At 56.8% G+C, this 18,739-nt stretch carries 32 protein-coding genes; 13 read left to right on the top strand and 19 right to left on the bottom strand.

All coding sequences use genetic code 11. The annotated features are described in order from the left end of the window. Positions 1-9: 9 nt before the first annotated feature. Entirely contained in the window at positions 10-453 is a 444-nt protein-coding gene (locus CQ041_RS26850) for an HNH endonuclease (protein ID WP_371923023.1), read from the bottom strand. 368 nt (positions 454-821) lie between these two features. On the opposite strand from CQ041_RS26850, the gene CQ041_RS17405 reads away from it, so the two are divergent. Further along, positions 822-1,205 (top strand): hypothetical protein, encoded by a 384-nt coding sequence (locus CQ041_RS17405; protein ID WP_105523629.1) that lies wholly within the window; start codon positions 822-824, stop codon positions 1,203-1,205. A 69-nt stretch (positions 1,206-1,274) separates the two neighbouring features. Here the strand turns inward: CQ041_RS17405 and CQ041_RS17400 are convergent, their stop codons facing one another. The 9 genes from CQ041_RS17400 to CQ041_RS17360 all read right to left on the bottom strand — a co-directional run bounded on the left by CQ041_RS17400 (position 1,275) and on the right by CQ041_RS17360 (position 6,277). After that, positions 1,275-1,760 (bottom strand): hypothetical protein, encoded by a 486-nt coding sequence (locus tag CQ041_RS17400; protein ID WP_105523628.1) that lies wholly within the window; start codon positions 1,758-1,760, stop codon positions 1,275-1,277. A 69-nt stretch (positions 1,761-1,829) separates the two neighbouring features. Continuing rightward, positions 1,830-2,303, bottom strand: a complete 474-nt coding sequence (locus CQ041_RS17395; protein WP_105523627.1) for a hypothetical protein — start codon at positions 2,301-2,303, stop codon at positions 1,830-1,832. Then, complete coding sequence (locus CQ041_RS17390; RefSeq protein ID WP_105523626.1) at positions 2,300-2,542, bottom strand: hypothetical protein; 243 nt, start codon at positions 2,540-2,542, stop codon at positions 2,300-2,302. The genes CQ041_RS17395 and CQ041_RS17390 overlap by 4 nt, the downstream gene beginning before the upstream one ends. Then, positions 2,539-3,183: a lambda exonuclease family protein gene (locus CQ041_RS17385; protein WP_057712091.1), complete on the bottom strand. Its 645-nt coding sequence runs from the start codon at positions 3,181-3,183 to the stop codon at positions 2,539-2,541. The genes CQ041_RS17390 and CQ041_RS17385 overlap by 4 nt, the downstream gene beginning before the upstream one ends. Next, positions 3,180-4,100: a hypothetical protein gene (locus tag CQ041_RS17380; protein WP_105523625.1), complete on the bottom strand. Its 921-nt coding sequence runs from the start codon at positions 4,098-4,100 to the stop codon at positions 3,180-3,182. The genes CQ041_RS17385 and CQ041_RS17380 overlap by 4 nt, the downstream gene beginning before the upstream one ends. Before the next feature lie 7 nt (positions 4,101-4,107). Then, positions 4,108-5,304: a hypothetical protein gene (locus tag CQ041_RS17375; protein WP_105523624.1), complete on the bottom strand. Its 1,197-nt coding sequence runs from the start codon at positions 5,302-5,304 to the stop codon at positions 4,108-4,110. 156 nt (positions 5,305-5,460) lie between these two features. Then, entirely contained in the window at positions 5,461-5,655 is a 195-nt protein-coding gene (locus CQ041_RS17370; RefSeq protein ID WP_105523623.1) for a hypothetical protein, read from the bottom strand. Continuing rightward, positions 5,652-5,843, bottom strand: coding sequence for a hypothetical protein (locus CQ041_RS17365; RefSeq protein WP_105523622.1), 192 nt, complete (start codon positions 5,841-5,843; stop codon positions 5,652-5,654). Before CQ041_RS17365 ends, CQ041_RS17370 begins: the two co-directional genes overlap by 4 nt. After that, the gene (locus CQ041_RS17360; RefSeq protein WP_105523621.1) at positions 5,840-6,277 is read right to left on the bottom strand and encodes a hypothetical protein; all 438 of its coding nucleotides are present in this window, start codon (positions 6,275-6,277) and stop codon (positions 5,840-5,842) included. The genes CQ041_RS17365 and CQ041_RS17360 overlap by 4 nt, the downstream gene beginning before the upstream one ends. Positions 6,278-7,095: 818 nt before the next feature. On the opposite strand from CQ041_RS17360, the gene CQ041_RS17355 reads away from it, so the two are divergent. Continuing rightward, positions 7,096-7,407: a DUF1654 domain-containing protein gene (locus CQ041_RS17355; RefSeq protein ID WP_105523620.1), complete on the top strand. Its 312-nt coding sequence runs from the start codon at positions 7,096-7,098 to the stop codon at positions 7,405-7,407. Between the two features lie 135 nt (positions 7,408-7,542). On the opposite strand, the gene CQ041_RS17350 is transcribed toward CQ041_RS17355, so the two are convergent. From CQ041_RS17350 to CQ041_RS17305, 9 genes are all read right to left on the bottom strand, one after another. Then, positions 7,543-7,857, bottom strand: coding sequence for a helix-turn-helix domain-containing protein (locus CQ041_RS17350; protein WP_105523619.1), 315 nt, complete (start codon positions 7,855-7,857; stop codon positions 7,543-7,545). A gap of 491 nt (positions 7,858-8,348) precedes the next feature. Further along, a complete protein-coding gene (locus CQ041_RS17340) occupies positions 8,349-8,675 on the bottom strand; it encodes a DUF2388 domain-containing protein (protein WP_105523618.1) in 327 nt (108 codons plus the stop codon). 236 nt (positions 8,676-8,911) lie between these two features. Beyond that, positions 8,912-9,289, bottom strand: coding sequence for a hypothetical protein (locus tag CQ041_RS17335; RefSeq protein ID WP_146116074.1), 378 nt, complete (start codon positions 9,287-9,289; stop codon positions 8,912-8,914). Positions 9,290-9,498: 209 nt separating this feature from the next. Then, positions 9,499-10,263, bottom strand: coding sequence for a DUF1828 domain-containing protein (locus CQ041_RS17330; protein ID WP_105523616.1), 765 nt, complete (start codon positions 10,261-10,263; stop codon positions 9,499-9,501). After that, a complete protein-coding gene (locus tag CQ041_RS17325; protein WP_105523615.1) occupies positions 10,260-10,775 on the bottom strand; it encodes a hypothetical protein in 516 nt (171 codons plus the stop codon). Before CQ041_RS17325 ends, CQ041_RS17330 begins: the two co-directional genes overlap by 4 nt. A gap of 74 nt (positions 10,776-10,849) precedes the next feature. Then, positions 10,850-11,104 (bottom strand): hypothetical protein, encoded by a 255-nt coding sequence (locus CQ041_RS17320; RefSeq protein WP_105523614.1) that lies wholly within the window; start codon positions 11,102-11,104, stop codon positions 10,850-10,852. Beyond that, positions 11,105-11,323: a hypothetical protein gene (locus CQ041_RS17315; protein ID WP_105523613.1), complete on the bottom strand. Its 219-nt coding sequence runs from the start codon at positions 11,321-11,323 to the stop codon at positions 11,105-11,107. Beyond that, entirely contained in the window at positions 11,320-11,553 is a 234-nt protein-coding gene (locus CQ041_RS17310) for a hypothetical protein (protein WP_105523612.1), read from the bottom strand. Before CQ041_RS17310 ends, CQ041_RS17315 begins: the two co-directional genes overlap by 4 nt. A gap of 4 nt (positions 11,554-11,557) precedes the next feature. Beyond that, positions 11,558-12,436, bottom strand: a complete 879-nt coding sequence (locus CQ041_RS17305) for a LexA family transcriptional regulator (protein WP_105523611.1) — start codon at positions 12,434-12,436, stop codon at positions 11,558-11,560. Positions 12,437-12,519: 83 nt separating this feature from the next. Between CQ041_RS17305 and CQ041_RS17300 the strand changes: the two genes are divergently transcribed. From CQ041_RS17300 to CQ041_RS17255, 11 genes are all read left to right on the top strand, one after another. Continuing rightward, positions 12,520-12,759, top strand: coding sequence for a hypothetical protein (locus tag CQ041_RS17300; protein WP_105523610.1), 240 nt, complete (start codon positions 12,520-12,522; stop codon positions 12,757-12,759). A 50-nt stretch (positions 12,760-12,809) separates the two neighbouring features. Next, positions 12,810-13,424: a hypothetical protein gene (locus CQ041_RS17295; RefSeq protein ID WP_105523609.1), complete on the top strand. Its 615-nt coding sequence runs from the start codon at positions 12,810-12,812 to the stop codon at positions 13,422-13,424. Positions 13,425-13,534: 110 nt separating this feature from the next. Next, positions 13,535-14,347, top strand: coding sequence for a replication protein (locus tag CQ041_RS17290; RefSeq protein ID WP_371923022.1), 813 nt, complete (start codon positions 13,535-13,537; stop codon positions 14,345-14,347). Beyond that, positions 14,337-15,146, top strand: a complete 810-nt coding sequence (locus tag CQ041_RS17285; RefSeq protein WP_105523607.1) for an ATP-binding protein — start codon at positions 14,337-14,339, stop codon at positions 15,144-15,146. The genes CQ041_RS17290 and CQ041_RS17285 overlap by 11 nt, the downstream gene beginning before the upstream one ends. A gap of 1 nt (position 15,147) precedes the next feature. Then, complete coding sequence (locus tag CQ041_RS17280) at positions 15,148-15,588, top strand: cell division protein ZapB (RefSeq protein WP_105523606.1); 441 nt, start codon at positions 15,148-15,150, stop codon at positions 15,586-15,588. Next, a complete protein-coding gene (locus tag CQ041_RS26305; RefSeq protein ID WP_156088630.1) occupies positions 15,585-15,761 on the top strand; it encodes a hypothetical protein in 177 nt (58 codons plus the stop codon). The genes CQ041_RS17280 and CQ041_RS26305 overlap by 4 nt, the downstream gene beginning before the upstream one ends. Further along, positions 15,758-16,228, top strand: a complete 471-nt coding sequence (locus CQ041_RS17275; protein WP_105523605.1) for a hypothetical protein — start codon at positions 15,758-15,760, stop codon at positions 16,226-16,228. Before CQ041_RS26305 ends, CQ041_RS17275 begins: the two co-directional genes overlap by 4 nt. Further along, positions 16,225-16,527 carry a hypothetical protein gene (locus CQ041_RS17270; protein ID WP_105523604.1) on the top strand — a complete coding sequence of 101 codons (303 nt, stop codon included), beginning with the start codon at positions 16,225-16,227 and terminating at the stop codon, positions 16,525-16,527. The genes CQ041_RS17275 and CQ041_RS17270 overlap by 4 nt, the downstream gene beginning before the upstream one ends. After that, a complete protein-coding gene (locus CQ041_RS17265) occupies positions 16,524-17,126 on the top strand; it encodes a recombination protein NinG (protein WP_105523603.1) in 603 nt (200 codons plus the stop codon). The genes CQ041_RS17270 and CQ041_RS17265 overlap by 4 nt, the downstream gene beginning before the upstream one ends. Beyond that, positions 17,123-17,818 carry a hypothetical protein gene (locus CQ041_RS17260; RefSeq protein WP_105523602.1) on the top strand — a complete coding sequence of 232 codons (696 nt, stop codon included), beginning with the start codon at positions 17,123-17,125 and terminating at the stop codon, positions 17,816-17,818. Before CQ041_RS17265 ends, CQ041_RS17260 begins: the two co-directional genes overlap by 4 nt. A gap of 24 nt (positions 17,819-17,842) precedes the next feature. Beyond that, on the top strand, positions 17,843-18,679 hold the full coding sequence (locus tag CQ041_RS17255; RefSeq protein ID WP_146116073.1) for a hypothetical protein: 837 nt from the start codon (positions 17,843-17,845) through the stop codon (positions 18,677-18,679). Positions 18,680-18,739: the final 60 nt, after the last annotated feature.

Here is an 18,739-nt window from a genome sequence, read left to right as displayed (position 1 = left end):
AGCCATAAGTTATTCCGGCCATGATTTCCTCGTAACTATCTGGCCGAAATGGCCGTAGGAGATTCCATACTCGACGGCAACGTCTGAGCGCTTTTTCCCAGAGGCAACGAGTGCCCTTATCTCTCTGGCTTGTACAAGGGTGATCTTGGCCGCAGGGTTTCCTTCTCCAGAACGGTCATAACCGCGCTGACGGCCTTTGCTCACCATGTCTCGGTTGTTTTCGGTGGGAGTTCCGAGAAATAGATGTCCAGGATTTACACAGATTCGATTGTCGCAACGGTGGCAGATGTACATTCCGCCCGGGATGTCGTCTACATGCATCAGGTAGCTGACCCGATGCGCAAGCAAGGTCGCCCCTCTTTTTCCGCCAGCGCCGAATTTTCCGTATCCCGATGAGTTTGTGGCGCCCGTCCACTCCCAGCACCCCGACTCAGCTTTTGATACCTTGGACATGAAGCGAGATTGTGTAGCAGCTTCGATGCCGCTGCACACGCTCCCGTATGAGATCATGGGCAGACGCCTCGGTTAATAGATAAAAAATGGAAATTCTTTCTTCTGCCGCCAAGTATTATTCGGCCCTTACTTGCGTGTTTGCTTTTCTGTCCGCAATTGAGTGGGCGCGGTCAACCTGCTGAGGAATGACACCGGGCGGGTGGGTTGATTTATCGTCAATTTTCCCGCTATCGCGCGGGGAATAGACAATCGATTGAGAGGGGCTTAGTAAATGAAAAACTTCCCGCCGCTCACAATTAAAGTTCGGTTGACAAGCTGTTGAGCCCGTCTATATAAGGGCTCTTTTAATCGATCAGAAGGATCTGTCAATGAGCGACCAGCCCAAGTACTCCGATGAGCGCGGGAAGAAACACGACACGATGCTGGGTGCCCAGTGGGCAGATGAAGAGGCCAACAAGCCGAGAAAGGCTTCTAGTGCCAGCGACGACGACGTCAAAGTGATCCTCGTTATCAGCCTTGCCTATATGTTCTGCGCGTTTTGGTTCAGTCGGAAAATCGTCACGTTCGTCGCGCCGGCGTTCAGCCACACCACCCCCGGCGGCGTCACCATCCTCGGTTTCTGTCTCGCATTGATCATTGCTTATTTTGTGTTCATGACCCGGTTCAAATCGTCCGGTTCGGTCTTCGGCTACAGCTTCCTGGTGACCGGCGCTATCGGTACGTTGACGTACTGGCTTCCGTACTCGCCGTGAGCCCTAGGTATTTCGTTTACCTCGGGTAAGCGCCGCCCTCCGGTTACCGGATGCAGCTAGTAGGGTGGGTTATTCGTCGCCGTCGTCTTCGGCGTTCATTTGGAGCGATTTAGCGAAGCCTGTTTGCCTTAATTTACGCGCCACGTTTTCAGATACGGCCATATCGTGGCGCGGGATTGCAAGCAGGTAGGCGGACTTCTCGGCACCAAGCGAGTGGGCGTGTGCGATCAACCGCCAAATCGTGGACCGGTCTTTCGTCTCGCCCAGGTCGGTGGTGAGCGCCGCCAGTCGTTCACGCATCTTCTCGCGGAAGTAGTGGCGGATGATGTCGGACGGACCTTTGACTTTCGGCGGCGCCGGCGGCAGATCCTCGGCCCGACCATTCAGCACCAGTAACTGCACGGCCTCGCTGACCTCCTCGATCTCATGCCAGCGCATCAGTTCGTCGAGCATCTGCCGTGTGCCGTAGGGGGCCGTGTGCCGCAATTCCTGCTCGCCCAGTTCCTGCCGCTTCTCGGCCAACTTGGCTGTTCGTTCTTCCTGGGTCACAGCCATGGCCTACCTCTTCTATTCCGCTGGCCGGCAGTGCGAGCCAGGTTTGACGTTTGCGTTGCTGGGTGCGGGCTATGCGGCGCATGAGTCAACCTTCACCTGGCGCCATGCGCCGACCGCTTCGAAGATCCGCGCGGCGTGTGCCTCATCCAGCGACATCACCTCGGGAATGGCGATCCAGCCGGAAGCCACCATCTGGCTTTGATTGGCCGACTCGCGCAGCTGCTTGTAGTAGTGCTCGATCACGTCTTCCAGGTGGTCGGAGAGGTAGACGCCATCGGGTGCCACCTCCACCGACTTGCTATAGCGGTCGCCGCGGGCGTCGATGCAAAGCGTGCTGAGGTAGATCGTCCACCGGTGTGGAATGCCGCAGACGGCCTGGCCGATCTTCCCCGGCGCAATGTTCTTGAGCGACTTGTAATTGATCATGCCCTGGCGGCCACTGGGGTCGATGTTCACCACTGCGACATGGTTGGATGCCAGAAGCGAGCGGCACGACCGGGCAATGCGTGCCTGTAGGTTGTGGGGCTTACGCTTCTTGCTCATAACGCCTCCGCAAGTTTGCGCAGCGCCTTACGTTCTGCCGCTGTGATAGCCGGCTTGCGGCGCTTGAGGATGGTTTCTGGATCGATCTTGGCCGAGCGCTTCGGTGGCGGCGGGTTGATGGCAGGGCTTTCGCCCTGGACGATCGTCCCGCCTGCGGCCAGGAACAACGCGGTACGCTCTGATATTGAATCGGCGTGCCGGCGCTGCTGCTCGACCATGCTGAGGTGGTTGCTGATCATGCTGCTTTACTCCGCAGTTTCTCCTCATATCCGTCCACCAGAAGCTTGAACTCCCAAAGTTCCTCTTCAAGCTTGTCGATGTAGTTGTCGTCGCGCTTAAATTCCTGCCACCACAACTGGCGTCCGACCGATTCAAGGGCTGGACAGTACATCCCGATGTGCCACCACTTGCGACCGGTGATCCACATGCACCCCTGTACCTGGTCCATGATCTCGCTGGCGTCATTGTCGATGTGAAACGACCGAAGTTTTTCAGGGGCGAGGAAGCACTTGTACTCCGAGCCGCCATCTTCGCCGATGAAGCCATCTGCACTGGCGCCAAATGCGCCGTCGTCGGTTTTTACAAGTCCGACTTGAGTGACAATCAAGCCGGTTTGAGCTTCATGCTCCATGCGAGCCTGTGGTTCAAGTTCATGCCCGCGGCGCATTTGCCAGGTCTCAAAGCCGCCATCAAGGGGCTTGCCGCTGATCCGCTCCACAGCCAGTCGGAATGCATAATCCTGAGCCTTGGCGGTTGGTTCGCCCTTGTTCGGTCCTGACTTGAGCTTCGCTCGCGCATCGCCAAACATGCTGGCTGTGATAACGCCTGCTCGCTCCTGGTGCCACTCTTCAGAGCCCTGCGCGCAATTCACAATGATCATTCTGGAGTCTCCTCAAATTCAACTTCTTCGTCGACTGTTGGCTCGGGCTGCTGATCTGCGACGTCCCCGCTTTCCGGCTTGGCCTCTTCGGTGGCCTTGAGCTTCACTCCGCACGCCACCACTGCGGCCTTGAACAGGTCGTAGGCTGTTGTGTCTTTGGCGTCATTGATGACAGCCACCCCGGCCTTCCAAACTTCTGTCAGTGCGTCGGGCGTGATGGCAGCTTCGGCCTGGGTAATCCAGTGAGCGGACAGGGCAGGGTCATGGGGGACTGGTGCGGCTTTCTGGCTTTGCGCCTGAGCCTGAGACTGCTCCTGTGGCCGCAGCTCCTCGGGTAGATCTTCGATGTCCTGCGTGAAGATGTCCGATGCCGCAGTGACGTTGAGCGTCATGGCGATCATGGCCCGCTTGCAGGCCATCTTGAGGATGGTGTTGGCCAGGTCTGCTGGTTCGGTGCGGATCTGATCGGCGGTATTGCCGTTTTTGTAATATTTCTTCCGGCGCAGATTCTCTGGGGTGGCGTCCAATTCCGCTTTGCAGATGACGCCGCGCCACTTGTACTTCTCTTCGCTGGACGAGCATTCGCCGACGCCTTCGCCGAGAGCAACACCGGTCATCTGGTGACGACCAACACAAGTGACCCGGTAGCGTGCTACGCCTGGGCCGGATAGATCTTCAATTCGGTATTCCTGCGCAACCCGGAAGGTCACACAGAGCACCTCTGCACCCGGCTTGTACAGGGTTGGTTTCTGGGTTCCAGGGATGGTGCCGTAGTGCGTTTCACGCTTCATGATGCCCTGCATCACTTCCTGCACCAGGTTAACGCGCTGGCGAATCTCGACGGCCGAGAAGCGGTGAACCTCGGCGGCAGTAAGGCCGGCACTTTCGCGTGCCGGCATTTGAATGATCTCGTTCATGACGACCTCAGTAAGTGATGGCTATGGCTGGAATTTTGCGCCGAGCAATCAAGGTGACTGCCTGTTTCGCGCATCCCACGGGCATACCGCCGGCGATAAATGCGTCCAGCGCGGCGCGGTTGATCTTTGCTTTGTGCGCCTTGTCCGCTTCCCGCGCGGCGGCTTGGCGGTTGATCTCGTCGGCAGCGGCATTTGCCCGTGCGATCTCTGCGAGTCTCGCTCGCTCAGCGGCTTCAGCTTGGCGGCGCTCCGAGTCAATGCGCTCTTGTTCTGCACGCTGCTCAGCAGCGACTCGATCAGCTTCGGCCTGAGCCATCGCCTGCTTATGTCGCTGCTCGTCTTCGATCTTCTGTTGTGCGGCGCGCTGCTCCGACTCGATTTTGTCCCGCGCTGCCTGGGCGGCGGCGCGCTCCGATTGCTCAGCAGCCAGCTTCAACTCCAGCTCGCGGCGATCAGCGTCGACTTTTGCTTCGGCTTCACGCTTGGCTGCGGCATCACGTTCTGCCTGTGCACGCTGCTCGGCTTCGCGGCGGGCGCGCTCCTCTGCTTCCCGGGCGATTTGGGCGTCACGCTCGCGCTTGGCCTGCGCTTCTGTTTCGGCGCGCAGCCTGACCAGTTCCGCCTGTTCGGTTTCATATTTCTGGCGGGCGGCGAGGGTGGAGCGCAACTTGTCCAGAACCTGATCCTTGGTGCGGGCAGCATCAGCCTCGAACTCCTCCCAGTGCTCGCCCATCTTCACCGCCTCAACCGAGGCGATAGACTCAAGCAGTACCGCGGCGGTGACGTCCGACAGATCCAAGGCAAAATCCGCAATTGCCTGTACGGCATCGACGTGCCGATCCTTGCGAGCCTGCTCTGCGGCTTCCCAGTCAGTCAGCGGCTTACGAACCTCCTCTTGCCAAGCGCTCAGCAGCTCACGAACGCGCTTGCGCTCGGCGTCGATCTTCTTCGGTACATCCTTCAGCTCTGCAACAAGCTCTTTGCCCAGGCTGTCGAGTTTCGTTTTTGATCCCGCCAGGCTGTAAGCAATCGAGCGATACGCGTCTTGGCCCTTTTTGGTTTTAACGTCAGGTGTCGAGGCGTTGAACTTGTCGATTTCTTCCCGGACGCTTTGTAGGTATGGGTCGAGGCCGTTGGGGGCGCTGAATACTGCCAGGGCTACTTCTTTAGCTGGCAGGATCGCCAGTTGCTGTTCTGCAGACATGGGGAATCCTTGCCGCGATGCTCGCAGCGGTTGAAGGTGTTGGTTATAGAGTGATTCGATCAGCGAAGGCGCTGAGCAACATCAGGAAGGTGAGGAGGGCGAGAACAGGGAAGGCGCCGCGCCAGATGAGCATGCGGCGGGCGCGCTGGCGAGCGGTCAAGGACGAACCCTTACCGCAATGCGGCGACCCTTCATGGTCGGCGCCAGGCGCTGCGGCAGATCCCGCACCAGCTCTTCACGCTTGCGGCCGATCAACTCGTTGAAGGGAAGGCCGAAGCCCAAGATCGCAATGCGGCGCTCGATGTCGTCGAGCTGCTCGTCGACCAGTGATTTAACCGGTGCAGTGGTCATGCAGCCTCCTTGCGGTGCCTGGTGATTTTCAGCAGGCGCTGGCAGTAGTGGTTGAATTCGTCGACGGTGATTGCGTCGCCGGTGAGCATGTTTGTGATCATCCGCACAACGACGGCTTGGGCGCCGGGCTCGCTACTGGGATGCTCCAGTGCATCCAACGCCTCATCGATCAGGATGTGCGGGCTCATACATCGGCATCCACGTCGTCTTCGCGCTCTTCCCGTTCCGCTGCTACAGCGTCTTCGGCATACGGCCGCAGCAGCGCTACAGCGATCTTCTCGACCGCCTCAATAGGGCGCTGCTGGCCCAGCAGGTCTGCGGCGTGGGCCCTGGCATCGCTCTGGCTGCCGAGCATCGCCGACAGCAACAGGCGGGCAAACGAATCGCGCTGGTCCAGGCCGTCTATCTGGCGCTGGTTCAGGTGGCCTTGGAGGACCGTGCAGAACCGGTCGAACGTCACCACCTGCGTCTGGCCGTAGCGGCGCTTCCACTTGATGTCGACGCCGCACACCAGGCGCTCCGTCGAATGCTCAAGCCAGTCCGTCACCTCGTCGCTCTCGCTGACCTCTGGGGGCAACTGAGCGTCGTAACGCTCCTGGCATATTTTCAATGCTGCGTTCATGGTCGCCTCCAGAGGCGTGCTGTTCACCTGTATTCGTCAACACTCATGCCTCCCGCTGGTTGCTGATGGGCGCGGGGAAGGAGTGCTGACGTAATAGAGGTGGGGAATGGGCCCCAGGCCCGCTACTGGCGACGGCCTGGGTTTGTTGCGTCAGCGGTGTGGCCCGTTGCCCGCTGCTGATTGCAGGGCTGGCCGGTCGTCTTCATTGGTTGGCGGTGAGCTTCCTCCCCATGGCGTCGATCAGCATCTGTTCGCCTTGGATCACAGGTCCCTACAACATGCACGCTGCAGCTCGTTTGCCCGGTTATGTGGGCAGGGTGCATGAGGTCCGGCGGTCCCAGCCGAAGCTATCGGGCCCGCTAATTCTTGAATTCGGTGTTTCATCTCCACCACGCGCATCGCCGGATTCATATCTCTAGTCGGCGTCACACATTTCGTGAACGGTGTTCTTCGCCGACCGGCTTGCGTGGTTTCGCGTACTCACATCTGGTGAGCACGGCCAGTTCCAGAGCTGGCGTGGAGATCGAATTTATTGCTCGCCCTGTGCCCATTACTGGGGATCGATCTGCGAGGTTCCCGTGCTGTTAAAGAGCTTCGGGCGTAGGCCCTTCGCAGTCCCTCGTAAGTCGCTGCGATGGGTGAAATATGAACTACAGGTTCATATTCAGTCAAGTACCAAAAGTACATATTTTTTCACGTGGTATGCAATTCCCTGAAAGCCGCTTCTGATTCGAAAGGGGATTTACCGTGAACTAATGGTTCGCTATGCTTCGCAAGTACTGGACGGATATACAGCATATTGATCAGGAGGGAATTTCATGGCAAAGAAGCAGGCGGCAATGGCAGCACAGCATGAAATGAGCGGCATGGAGCGCCTCGCGCTGCGGGTATCAGAGATGATCAACCACCCGATCGCGCAGCTTCAGCGCTGGGTGAATATCCATCGCCTAGACACTGATGGAGATCGTGAGTGGGAAGAGGTGCTAGGTGTGATCGCTGATACTGACGAGCTGGAGCTGACGCTCAACGACGACGGCAGCGTGACGGTCAGGTGGGAGCAGCAGGAAGTCGAGGTAGCGGGGAGGGGAGAGGTCGAGTTTGAGCAGGAAGAAGAGGCGGCGCCGTTCTGACGGGCATGAAAAAGCCCGCAAATGGCGGGCGTCAGGATTACTAACTTTTCAGTTGTCGATGAAGACAAGCTTGGAAGAAATAGTAAAAAGTCTGCACGCGGCAGATTCTGTGAGACGTGGCTTAAGTTTCGCTTTCTAGGTCATTGACTCGACCAGGTCCGAGATGATTTTTCTTTGATTTTTCGTAAGCTTGGCGAAGTTCGCATTGAATTGCAGTGCATCAACGTCATCATCAGCATGGAACAATATAGAGCGGGTTCCGGTAAGGATGTAGCTGATGTCTACGCCAATTTTGATGAGGCGGACTAAGTAATAGGCTGTAGGGCTACGTTCCCCGCGCTCGTAGTTAGCCTGAGCATTTCCGAGTACACCGCCAACCTCACCAAACGCGCGCTGAGACATCCTGAGTCTGAGACGTTCGGTTTTGAGTCGTAATCCAATTTCATTCATGGAGCGCTTCCGTGCGTGCAAAATGATAGTCGGCTACTGATTTTGCATGATCAGATAGATAGCACAAACCAAAAGTCCCAATGTGCTGAACCCAGCTGAGACTCTCCCTATCATCCGCAGCTTCTTACGATACCTTGCAATGCCTCTATCTTGAATTCCGTAGGTGGTACGGCTCACTAAGTAAAAAGCAGCGATCGAAATGATTGGTGGGATCGCCAGGACTGCCCACACAATTCCATTTTCCAAAACTTGAATCTCCTTGACGAACTGGCCTGTCAGTTTGGGACTGCAATCCACTCGATGGCAAGGCGGTGATGCGCCAGAATTCATACAGAGAATTTCAAGTCGCTAGATGCAAGAAGCTCGGCGGTGGTATGGACGGATAAAGCGCAGACAACGCATGGCCGCGATCGGGAGGGCCGAGTGCATGGGAGGACCAGGGTAGGGCAGTCACAAGTAGACCTGCCCGGTTGAGGGCTAGCAAGTCGTTATCAGAGGGAGGTCGCGATTGCCCTGGCTAGCTGGGTGTCTGACATCAGCGGCGGTACGCCGGTAGAGCGGTAGTACCTAGAAGCCTGCTCAAACTGTGCGCCGCGAATCTCCCCATCCGACCCAATGAACGCCAGAGCGTCGGTCTTGGCAGATTTGAAAACCTTTGGTGGCTCGGTCGTGAGGGATGTGGTCGCCCCAATTAAAATGGTTGGCGAGGAAATTGTGATAAATATCGCGGCAGCGATAGGGTTGGCGCCATCACCTGATACGGCTTGAGTGCTGACCGATGCCAGCAAAGCGATTGTCAGAGCCTTCCATGAATCCATTCTTCGAAGCTTCCATTGCGGTCAGAGGTGGCCACCTTAGCAGAGCAGGGCTTGCCAGAAAAAAGAAGCCCGCTCAGTTGCGAGGTACGGGACCGTGATAGGGGGAGTATTAGCCGATTCCTAGGGCTTCTACCTAGTAAAGCCGTACTTCATACGCACGACGCTCTGGCCGACCGTCCCCCACCCTAGAACTGATCATTTCGGTCAGCGGACGAATGGGGGCGCGCGCGTGACTTCTATCGCAAGACAGTCAACTTGCTTTGGCCACAAAACAGCGGTTCGAAGTGGTGCTGAGTTTCTGCCCCCATGACGAAGCCACACTCAAGCTTCACTCTGGCTCCGTTCGGCAAGCTATCTCCGTCATCTAACGCGAACTGTACACGATCTGCAGTGACCAAATTTCCGATATCGGTTCGAACGGTGATCTGCTCATCAAGAACCAATACGGTGTATCCAATTTTTGCAGGAGATTTGATCTGCCCCTGCGGGTCGTTTGCCGCAAGCGTAAAAAACCGCCCCGTAAATTGCATGGGATTTGGCCCCGGCGGAGTAGGTGTCTCAGTTGCCGATACCGCAAATGAAAACAGCGCCGGAATTAGCAGAAAAAATTTCATGATTTCCCTTTCACAGGTGGAGTCCAGAGGCGTCGTCAGATATATGGCTATGAGCCATTGTGTGAGTCTATAGCATATACGGTTGATCGCTATGGCAGTCTGACACTATCCATGGCTTACGCCCATACGCATGTCTAGGACCGGGGCTAATTCGCCCTTAGGGGGGGCACCAGATACTAGAAGCCCGGCTCTGGGCCGGGCTTTCAAAGTTAGGCCGCGAGCGACCTTATATCTTCTATAAGCTGAGACGCGGTCTTGAAAACCAGAACGCTTGCGCTTTCTGCCAGTGCAGAAGCTGCCTTGCCAACGTCCTGAGGGTTGGCCGACTCAAGAATCACCAGGCGTCTTGCTTGTGGCGCGGCATTCTTAAGATCAACCATTTTCCCCAGGGTGCTGTAGACGGATAGCCAGTGCGGTTTGTCATCCTGAGCACTTACGGTTTGAATGATCTGCGGGTTGCCGGACTCGACGTCAAGCGCGAACTGGAACTTAAGGTTGTGGCCGCTCGCGCCCTGAACCTCATAGTCCCTTCTTACGCGCTTTGGAAAACCGGCGCGAAGAGCCTTCGAAACAATCTTCTCAAATTTAGATATGGGGGCAGGTCGCCAAGCATCGCAAGCTTGGCTGATCTGGCTCGCCGCTTCGATAAAACGAGCCATATAGTACGGCACATCTTTCTCGGCGCACGACGCATGCAACTCACCGCTTTCGGATAGTGCTATGTGACAGTCCGCAGCAATGTTGGCCAGTTTTGCGGCCTTATTTGCATTTGGGCTCACACCCATAGTCATCGCGTGGAACAGCGTATCTGCGTTGTCGGTGATGCGAACTCGACCTTGACCAATGTCCTGAACGTACGCCCCGATCAAGGTGCCGTCGAAGGATAGGGAGATAGGGCTTTCAAGGTAAACGAGGCCGCTATTGATATGCGTACACGCTAGACCGAAGGCCTCGGTAATATGTGTGCAGTTCATATCAACCTCATTTGTGGCTCATCGTTTTCCGTCGGAAGATTTATAGGTGGTGCGCCAATGATATTGGCACGACTTAGGAATACCTGCCACAAGCTTGAGACGGGCTGCGCTTCAAGGGGCTCGATGTAACCGTATGAAGCCTCAGGAACCGGCAAATGGATGTGCGGATGGGAAATTTTCTGCATGAAAAACTCCTTCCCGATACCGACCTTATTCACATGATTCGATGATCCGTTCTCATCTATCCCGAAGACGCGTGCGTTATTGACAAGCAGGGTCATGTAAAGCTTGTCCGGCACATCCTGAATTAGGCTTGGTTTGTAGTCGAGTTGCAGGAATAGCCCCTCTGGTCGCACATTGCCGACTAGAAGCGCGGTTCGGAATTTGAAGCTTGAAGGCCACTGCTTGACTGACGTTTGAACCCACTCGATGGAGTCGCCAGCAACCCAATGCTTTTCTACTTCAAGGCCAGCTATTGCTTCTTCATAGGATATTTTTGAAGGCTGTGCCATTCACGCAATGCTCCGCATCTGCATTCCTTTGGCATCCGCAATGGGCTGCGCTCGCATACATTAAAAGAAAACTACTATTCCGGTTTCGCCCTGGTGATGCGCTGATCCCTAACCTCATCCGCATACCCGGCGAGCTTTGCTTGCTGAACAGCGAGCAGGGCACACATCTTCATCAGGGCGATTGCTTCATCCTGTGATCTTTCGACCCCCGCGATAGCGGTCAGCTCGCTTACCGACCAGGCGATTACTGCCGAGGCGTCTTCAAGGTCGTAGAACAGTTCCTGCTGGGCGGTCCTGGGGCCGTCGAGCTTTTCCATGAGATCTGCCATTTACCTACGCTCCCCATAGAAGTGGTTCAGCGCTATCAGCTCAACCACAGCCACGATGGCACAGAGTACAACGAAGCCGGGGCTGAAGACTCGCTTGCGATTAGATGAACCATCACTCAGCCAGAACGCGCCAGTGCAGGCGATAAAGACGGTCATGAACGCCAGCCAGGCCCAGACCCAATACTTGCTCCAGAAGCTTTGCTCTCGCCATGCTGTCATTTGCGTTGTTCCACATCGCGATTGATACGCCCAGCTTTCACTTCCTTTGCATACGCCTCAAGCGTGTCAATGCACTCGTTGAGCTTTCCGATTCTCTCCATCTCTGAAAGGAATTCTGCGTCGGGGAGCTTCTTAGCCTTCGCAAACAAGGCTTGCGCTGCATCTTCAAGGAGTGCGGCAGCATTTTTCAGGTTGCGGCGTAGCTCTTGGTTAGGTTTGGTCAGGGACATAGCGTCACACCGGTTGTCCGTTCCACACGTAAAGCACTCGAGCAAGGATGTGCGTGTCATCCACCCGGATGTCCTCGGGATCGTGGTGCTTGTTGTCCGAAATCATCTTGAAGCGGTCTTTGCCTTTCTTCTGCAGGCGCTTCACGTACAGCATGTCATCGTGGGAGAAGAGATAGATGCCATCCCCGGTGAACTCCCTGATCGTAATGTCGACGAGCAACGGGTCGCGATCCTTGATCGTCGGCGCCATCGACTGACCCCAGCCGGTGATCATCTTGAGGTGGAAGTGTTCTTTGAAGGTGACGCCCAGGTCGCGCAGGTGCTTCGGGCTGACTCGTACGTCCTGAAGCATTTCCGGGTATTCGTGCGGGATCTGCCCGCCGCCCATCGCCGCACGCACGTCGTAGTGCGCAATCCACACCTCGTCGCCGACCTGGCCTGGGCGGGAGAAGTCGACATGGATAACATTTCCTGAGTCGCTTTGCTCTGCAGCTGCCAGCAATCTGGCGCGGGCGTCCTCCGAAAGGCTCTTGCCTTTCGTCGCCAACATCTGCCGAACCATGTCTGCCGCCGACAATAATGGGGCTTCCGCTGAAGACTCATCAGCAGGAATATCAATGCCAGGGGCAAAAGAAGCATCAGGCCCCTCGCCAGATCCGTGCTGCAACCACTCGACTTTGACATCAAGTGCCTGCGCAATAGCCTGCATTTTCGCAGGGCCTGGCATTGACTCGCCATTAAGCCATTTGCTGGATGCTTTCGGGGTGACCTTGGTTATTTCGGCTAAGCGAGCGCCTGCGCCCCACAGATCGATTCCGCGGGCGGCCAAGGATTTTTTCAGGCGCGCAACAAAGGCAGCGCGAATATCTTCTATCTGAACCATAGGTTCAATATCTCATGCGCTTGCATGTACTTTCAGTTCCGACATAATATGTACTGCAAGTTCATATTTCGCCTGGAGGCCACATGAGCCCGCTTAAAAAATCAATTGATGATGCCGGCGGCGTTCCGGTGGTTGCCCTGGCATGCGGCAAGACGCCTCGTGCCGTTTACAAGTGGCTCACAGCTGAATGCTTGCCCCGTACCGAATACACCGGAGAGACACGGTACGCAGAAAGAATCGCCGCCCTAGCTTCTGCGAATGGCAAGCCATTCGAGCCTTCTTGGCTTCTTTCAGAGGCCCATCCGAAGAAGACGGCAGCCTGAAACCCCTGTCCTCCGCTCCATTGACGCCAGATTAGAAGAGAGCAGTCCCCATGCAAACGTCCAGTTCCAGACACACCGTACAAACCCGTGATCAGGTGCTGGTCGCTCATGCTCAAAACCAGATCGCCCGCACCAGCTTGAGCCAGGACGACTTCGCCCAGGCGCTGAGCCGCGAACTGCACCTGTCGATACCAGATCGCGCCAAGAAGAAGGAAGTGCCGGATTTCAACTCGCCGGAACTGACAGGCGAAGTCGGCGAGTTCTTGAAGGCGACTAGCCGTTGGCTCAAGCGTGTACAGCGGTGGCTGAACGGCGATCAAGAAATGCCGTCCTGGCTGGAGGAGTCATGGGTCTGCGCCCTTGAGCCTGAATATCGAGATCACTGCCTGAACGAGCTGGCAAGCCGCCACGGCTTGACCGGCGCCCGCCAGATAACCAGCGACCAATGCGCCAACAAGAGCTTCGGTGCACTGATCCGCGCACTGGGCGATGTCATCGACACCGGCAGCGAAGTATTTGACGACCAGGTGATGTGCGAGCAGGACCTGCCGCACCTTCCAGCGTTCGCCAAGCAATGCCGCCAGGTTGAAGCGAAGGCTGGAGAGTTGCGCCGGAAAGCTGAGGCACTGCTCAACGCCAAGCCAGCACTGAAATCAATCGCCTGAATTCCAGACACAAAAAAGCCGACGGTCAAGGTCGGCTTCTTCTACAGCGGTTAGCGAGAGAAATCATGCCAAACATTGTTCCGATACACAACCCTCGGGGGTTCACCCGAATGGACAACAATTTGATGGAGTCTTTGGCGTCAGTTGATCTGCCAGCCAGAGAGCTTCGCGTCGTAATGGCTATTGCCCGTCAAACGATCGGCTTTCAGCTTGAGACTCGCCGCCTGACTGCTGATGACCTGGGCAAGCTGACGAATATGCGACGCGACGTTACTTCGAAGGCGATCAGCCATTTGCTCGAGCGCAAGATCATTTACCGCGTTGGTGGTAGCCGCGGTGAGATTGGCATTTCGCCAACCCGTGAGTGGTCCTTCTACGAAGAAAAGCCAGTCAATCTCACTGAGACCAAAACGTCTCACTCAGCCCAAATCGTCTCACTGAGACCTGATGTGAGTGAGACCAAAACGGCAACTTCCCTTCTTTATACAAAGAAAGAACCCCTATTAACTCTTTCTTCGAAAGAGATTAATCCGCCCCAACCAAAAACCGAACTGGCGAAGCTTGATCGCAAGGCTCCGTTCGGCATGGCGCAGTTGCTGGCCGACAACCCGCACAGTATCCCCGAGCAACTGCTGGCCGACTGGCTGACCCAGCGCAAGGCCAAGCGCGCCGCAGTGACCGCAACTGTCTGGTCGACCGTTAACGCCGAACTGGCCAAGTGCGCCGAGGCCGGGATCGCCGCTGACGCTGCAATCACCGAAGCGCTGAATTCGGGCTGGCAGGGTTTCAAGGCGTCCTGGGTGATCAAGCGACTAGCTGAATCCGCGCCGGTTCCGGCTTCGCAATCTCGCCACACCGGTTTCGCAGATCGCAACTACACCGACGGACTGATCCAGCGGGAGGACGGTTCCTATGCGATCTGAGCCCGCAGAGCAATCCACACCTGAGCTCCCACCAGGAACTCGCATCCAGCCAGGAGACTGTGAGCTTCACGGTGCTTTCGAGCAAAAGGTATTCCCGGTGCTTGGCAAGGAGTTGAAAAGTGCCTGCCCTGAGTGCAGCCGTCTCGCACGCGAGAAGACCGAGGCTGCCGATCTGGCAAACAAGGCGATGGAGTTACGCATGGCCATGGAGCGCAAGCTCGGTGCCGCACTGATTCCAAAGCGTTTCGCCAGTAAAACCCTAGATGGGTACATCGCCACAACCGCCGAACAGCGGAAGGCGCTCAACACCTGCCGCCGGTACGCCGCCGAGTTCAAGCAGATCGCCGAGGCTGGCCGCTGCCTGTTGTTGCTGGGCAAGCCCGGTACCGGCAAGACGCACCTGTCCGTGGCGATCGCCAACGAGATCATGGCCAGGTCCAGCGCCACTGCTGTGTACCGCACCATCGGCTCCGTGCTGCAGGCCATCCGGGCGACCTACGACCGCACCAGCGACCAGAGCGAAAGCCAGATCCTGTCGAGCCTGATCAGCCCCTCGCTGCTCATTCTGGACGAGATCGGCGTCAGCAAGGAGAAGCCCAGCGACTTCGAGCTGACCACGCTGTTCGCAATCATCAACGGCCGGTACGAGCAGATGCGCCCCACGGTGATTGTCTCCAACCTCGACGGCAAGGCTCTACCAGACGCCATTGGCGATCGTTGCATTGATCGACTTCGGGAGGGCGGGGTGATCGTCATCCCGTTCGAGTGGGAATCGCAGCGCGGCAAGGAGGGTTTCTGACATGACCGACTACACCGAGCTGAAGCGTGCAGCATCCGAGGCGAAGAACTGGGGTGGCGAAGTTGGAGAGGGGCGGTGGTACACCGCTGAGTGCTTCAAGCGTCCTTATTTCAGTATTCCGGATGCAGAGTTCATTGCGGCCTGTGGGCCCGGCGCGGTCCTGGCCCTGATCGCAGAGAACGAGCGCAACCAGCGCATGCTTCTTGCCGCTTGCATGGATATGGGCGCGATTGGCAATGCGCTCGACGCCGACATGAACAGCGACGGCGAAGCGTTGCTTGAGATGGTTGTTGAGCTCAAGGGCGAGCGCGACCAGCTCAAGGCCGAGAACGAGGCGCTTGCGTCAAGCCGCGCAAAGTTGGCTGGCGAACTGAGCCGCCTTCGGGCTAAGCACAAAGACTGGTCGGTCGACGCAGTCATGGGCAAGGGAGAGCAGCCATGAAGGAATTTCTGAGGATGTACAAGAAGACCTTCACCGGCTTCCCGTCCTACTGCCGAGACCTCGCGTTCGCCATCGTTGACCTAGGCGCTGCTTTGCTGATCGTAACCCTGCCGCTGACGTACCCAATTTTGTATCCGGCGGCTCAGCTTTGGAAAAAGGTGACGCGCAAATGACAGACAAGATCAGCGTCAACTGCCGCTCCATGCTCACCGAGGCCATCACCCGCATGTCCAAGATGTTCGAGGACAAGCACTTTGTGGTTGTGAGCCTTCGCCCGGGCAAGGACCGCACCCTGGACCAGAACCGCCTGTGGTTCGCGATGTACAAGCGCATCTCCGAGATGACTCAGATCGGCGAGCCGGAAGATGCGCGCCGGTACTGCAAGTTGCACTTCGGTGTACAGGTCCTGCTGAACGAGGACGCCGGGTTCCAAGCTGACTGGTACCAGGTTATGCGCCACCTGACGTACGAGCGGAAGCTTTCGCTGATGGGCGGCTGCAATCTGTTCGGCCCTGACGGGATGCCGGTAACAAGCCTCTTCAATCGATCCCAAGGCATTAAGTACACCGATCGCATCGTCAACTACTTCACCGGGCAGGGCGTGTACTTCTCTGACCTGCTTAGCCAGGAGGCCGCATGAGCCATAACTTCAAGTCGGGCGACCTGGCAATGATCGTTGATCGCCGCGCACGTGAAGCGAACGTAGGTAGAACTGTCTCCTTGGTGGAAAGCCTCGGTTCACCAGCTGTGTATTTCTGGGAAGGGGTTGAGTACCGGAATACGACTGGGAGCCAGATTTGGGTTATCGAGGTCGGTGGCGAGCCACTGGAGGCGCGCCGCAAGGCCCACGTCATGCGCGGGCCAATTTGCGAATACAAGTTGATGCCCCTCCGCGGCAACTTCACCTCAGAGCAGCAGAAAGCCAAGGAGGCGGTATGACCATCGAACGGAAGCCGGCCAAGCCGAAGAAGTGCCGCGTCGCTACGTGCAGGGCCTCATTCGTCCCTTCGCGCATGGGGCAGGCGGTGTGCAGCCCGGCCTGCGCAATGATCGACGCCCCAAGGCATGCACCGAGGGCACGTAAGGCCTTGGCCGATATCGAGCGCAAGGACATCAAGGTCCGCAAGGAGAAGCTGAAGAACAGGGCGGATCATTTGCGGGAAGCCCAGGCGGCGGTGAACGAGTACGTGCGCCTGCGTGACGCCCACTTGCCATGCATCAGCTGCGACTCGACGCCGAACGACAGCGACCTCATGACCGGCAGCCGCTGGGACGCAGGTCATTACCGCTCCGTCGGCGCCTGCCCAGAGCTGCGATTCGAGCCGCTGAATATCCACCGCCAATGCGTGAAGTGCAACCGCAACCTATCCGGCAATGCCGTGCAATACCGCATTCGCCTGGTGCAGCGCATCGGCGCCGAGAAGGTGGCCTGGCTGGAAGGCCTGCACCCGCCTTGCAAGTACACCGTGGATGAGATCAAGGCCATCAAGGCCAAATACCGGGCAATGACCAAAGAAATCAAGAGGACTGCAGCATGATCTATCCAGGCGTACTGAACGCAGTTGTTTCGGCCCTGGCCGCCGAAGCCATCGACAACACAAGCAAGCAGGCATGGCAGAAGCTGTACAACTCTGCCGACGAGGATGAGGGCGGCGACCTGGCGACACTGGTCCGCTCCCGTGGTGCCGACACAATCGACCGCACCCAGGTTGATTGCTGGGTATCAGCTCGCCTGCACAGTGCGCTCCAGCCCAAGCACTGGGATGCGCTTGTGGCGAAGTACAGCACGCACCGCGGGCGCAAGGTTCAGGCTATATCGGCCCTACAGTCCCTAATTAGTACCCCGGCGCCGAAGCTGTTTCTGTTCAAGGCGACCACCGCCTGGGCAGTGCCACAGCTGAAGGGCGCGCGCCTCAAGGTCGCCACGTCGGTATCCGTCGATATACCGCTGGATACACCTGACTGGCGCCGTGAGGCGGTAGTGAAGGCAGCGCTGGCCGCTGGCAAGTCGAAGGCTCGCAAGGATGAGTCGCGATCTGCTGACATGATCGTGCTGAAGGACAGCTTCTACGACATGAACACTTGGGACAACGACGGTACGCCAGAATCTACCCGTCGCCGGTGGCGCCAGGACATTGGCAAGGCTGCTGATGACCTAGTGAACGAAGCCCTGGCGCATGCTGCTGAGATTCTTGACGGGGAGGGATTGTTGATTGAGCGGGCGGCATGATTGCCTGTTGACATCAGTGAGCGGATGAGCGAAATTATCTACATCCTGTCATTCCTGCGCGTGTTGAGGAGTGAGCCAAGAGCCCAACCGCCTAAGTTGGGCTTTTTTGTGAGCGCAAAAAAATTCGAAGTATCGGCATTCACCACTTTAGTCTCACTGGTTGCAGTATTGGGCCCGTTCTCCTATGGGGTCCTTGCACTGTATGAAATCGGGAGATTAGGATATTTCAACGCGCCAGTTGATTTTCTGCAGTTGGGGTCGTTTGGCTTCGCCGATGTGATCCTGAAGGTATATCCAGCGGTAATGCCAATGGCCGCCGTCATTGCTCTTGCTTTCAGATTCCTATGGCTGAAGGGCATTCACCGAGCATATGCGGCGGTGCACTCAGTTGGTATGTTGTCTCTTTTGCTCGTGTATTTGGTTAGTACCCCCAGCTGGAAAGTATTTTGGGGGGTCATTGGTTTCGCTGCAGTGCTCTTCTGTGTTTTTAAAAATCCGCCATTACTACCTGACTTTGGTAATGAACAGGAAGACGCTGTAAAGCATTTGGAAACCCGTGATGAGAAATTTTGGCGAATTATGCAGGTGACGCCATTCGTTATCGTGATCGCTTTGATATTAGGCTGGATGATCTCTGCTTATGGGGCGAAGGCAGCGGAAGAACAGACTTACTACTGGTGCATTAAGGGCGAGGTAGTCCTTGGGTTTTATGGCGATAAGGCGGTCACAGCGCAGCTGGTGGAGGGCAATGTAGGTCATACGTTTTCGATAAAAGACATCAAAACATTGTCTGAACTCAGCTATCAGAAGATCGGGCCTCTGAAGGTCGCGCCACTTTGGAGGCCGTCAATCGGACGATGACTAGATCAGCATTTCGACTCTCAGCGTAATTTCAAGATCAATTTAAATTAGACCATTGCC

Origin of the sequence: Pseudomonas sp. MYb60 (assembly GCF_002979555.1) — a bacterium.
GTDB lineage: Bacteria > Pseudomonadota > Gammaproteobacteria > Pseudomonadales > Pseudomonadaceae > Aquipseudomonas.
Note: the sequence above shows the minus strand (reverse complement) of the source record. Positions and strands in the feature narration are given on the sequence as shown.

Excerpts from the sequence above, each read along its gene's own strand:
- CQ041_RS17385 (WP_057712091.1), bottom strand. The coding sequence starts at position 3,183 with ATGATCATTGTGAATTGCGCGCAGGGCTCTGAAGAGTGGCACCAGGAG.
- CQ041_RS17335 (WP_146116074.1), bottom strand. The coding sequence starts at position 9,289 with ATGAAATTTTTTCTGCTAATTCCGGCGCTGTTTTCATTTGCGGTATCG.
- CQ041_RS17390 (WP_105523626.1), bottom strand. The coding sequence starts at position 2,542 with ATGATCAGCAACCACCTCAGCATGGTCGAGCAGCAGCGCCGGCACGCC.
- CQ041_RS17340 (WP_105523618.1), bottom strand. The coding sequence starts at position 8,675 with ATGGATTCATGGAAGGCTCTGACAATCGCTTTGCTGGCATCGGTCAGC.
- CQ041_RS17320 (WP_105523614.1), bottom strand. The coding sequence starts at position 11,104 with ATGGCAGATCTCATGGAAAAGCTCGACGGCCCCAGGACCGCCCAGCAG.
- CQ041_RS17255 (WP_146116073.1), top strand. The coding sequence starts at position 17,843 with ATGAGCGAAATTATCTACATCCTGTCATTCCTGCGCGTGTTGAGGAGT.
- CQ041_RS17315 (WP_105523613.1), bottom strand. The coding sequence starts at position 11,323 with ATGACAGCATGGCGAGAGCAAAGCTTCTGGAGCAAGTATTGGGTCTGG.
- CQ041_RS17305 (WP_105523611.1), bottom strand. The coding sequence starts at position 12,436 with ATGGTTCAGATAGAAGATATTCGCGCTGCCTTTGTTGCGCGCCTGAAA.
- CQ041_RS26305 (WP_156088630.1), top strand. The coding sequence starts at position 15,585 with ATGAAGGAATTTCTGAGGATGTACAAGAAGACCTTCACCGGCTTCCCG.
- CQ041_RS17275 (WP_105523605.1), top strand. The coding sequence starts at position 15,758 with ATGACAGACAAGATCAGCGTCAACTGCCGCTCCATGCTCACCGAGGCC.
- CQ041_RS17400 (WP_105523628.1), bottom strand. The coding sequence starts at position 1,760 with ATGGCTGTGACCCAGGAAGAACGAACAGCCAAGTTGGCCGAGAAGCGG.
- CQ041_RS17280 (WP_105523606.1), top strand. The coding sequence starts at position 15,148 with ATGACCGACTACACCGAGCTGAAGCGTGCAGCATCCGAGGCGAAGAAC.
- CQ041_RS17310 (WP_105523612.1), bottom strand. The coding sequence starts at position 11,553 with ATGTCCCTGACCAAACCTAACCAAGAGCTACGCCGCAACCTGAAAAAT.
- CQ041_RS17380 (WP_105523625.1), bottom strand. The coding sequence starts at position 4,100 with ATGAACGAGATCATTCAAATGCCGGCACGCGAAAGTGCCGGCCTTACT.
- CQ041_RS17395 (WP_105523627.1), bottom strand. The coding sequence starts at position 2,303 with ATGAGCAAGAAGCGTAAGCCCCACAACCTACAGGCACGCATTGCCCGG.
- CQ041_RS17295 (WP_105523609.1), top strand. The coding sequence starts at position 12,810 with ATGCAAACGTCCAGTTCCAGACACACCGTACAAACCCGTGATCAGGTG.
- CQ041_RS17365 (WP_105523622.1), bottom strand. The coding sequence starts at position 5,843 with ATGAGCCCGCACATCCTGATCGATGAGGCGTTGGATGCACTGGAGCAT.
- CQ041_RS17290 (WP_371923022.1), top strand. The coding sequence starts at position 13,535 with ATGGACAACAATTTGATGGAGTCTTTGGCGTCAGTTGATCTGCCAGCC.
- CQ041_RS17375 (WP_105523624.1), bottom strand. The coding sequence starts at position 5,304 with ATGTCTGCAGAACAGCAACTGGCGATCCTGCCAGCTAAAGAAGTAGCC.
- CQ041_RS17270 (WP_105523604.1), top strand. The coding sequence starts at position 16,225 with ATGAGCCATAACTTCAAGTCGGGCGACCTGGCAATGATCGTTGATCGC.
- CQ041_RS17325 (WP_105523615.1), bottom strand. The coding sequence starts at position 10,775 with ATGGCACAGCCTTCAAAAATATCCTATGAAGAAGCAATAGCTGGCCTT.
- CQ041_RS17355 (WP_105523620.1), top strand. The coding sequence starts at position 7,096 with ATGGCAAAGAAGCAGGCGGCAATGGCAGCACAGCATGAAATGAGCGGC.
- CQ041_RS17260 (WP_105523602.1), top strand. The coding sequence starts at position 17,123 with ATGATCTATCCAGGCGTACTGAACGCAGTTGTTTCGGCCCTGGCCGCC.
- CQ041_RS26850 (WP_371923023.1), bottom strand. The coding sequence starts at position 453 with ATGTCCAAGGTATCAAAAGCTGAGTCGGGGTGCTGGGAGTGGACGGGC.
- CQ041_RS17300 (WP_105523610.1), top strand. The coding sequence starts at position 12,520 with ATGAGCCCGCTTAAAAAATCAATTGATGATGCCGGCGGCGTTCCGGTG.
- CQ041_RS17285 (WP_105523607.1), top strand. The coding sequence starts at position 14,337 with ATGCGATCTGAGCCCGCAGAGCAATCCACACCTGAGCTCCCACCAGGA.
- CQ041_RS17265 (WP_105523603.1), top strand. The coding sequence starts at position 16,524 with ATGACCATCGAACGGAAGCCGGCCAAGCCGAAGAAGTGCCGCGTCGCT.
- CQ041_RS17370 (WP_105523623.1), bottom strand. The coding sequence starts at position 5,655 with ATGACCACTGCACCGGTTAAATCACTGGTCGACGAGCAGCTCGACGAC.
- CQ041_RS17330 (WP_105523616.1), bottom strand. The coding sequence starts at position 10,263 with ATGAACTGCACACATATTACCGAGGCCTTCGGTCTAGCGTGTACGCAT.
- CQ041_RS17360 (WP_105523621.1), bottom strand. The coding sequence starts at position 6,277 with ATGAACGCAGCATTGAAAATATGCCAGGAGCGTTACGACGCTCAGTTG.
- CQ041_RS17405 (WP_105523629.1), top strand. The coding sequence starts at position 822 with ATGAGCGACCAGCCCAAGTACTCCGATGAGCGCGGGAAGAAACACGAC.
- CQ041_RS17350 (WP_105523619.1), bottom strand. The coding sequence starts at position 7,857 with ATGAATGAAATTGGATTACGACTCAAAACCGAACGTCTCAGACTCAGG.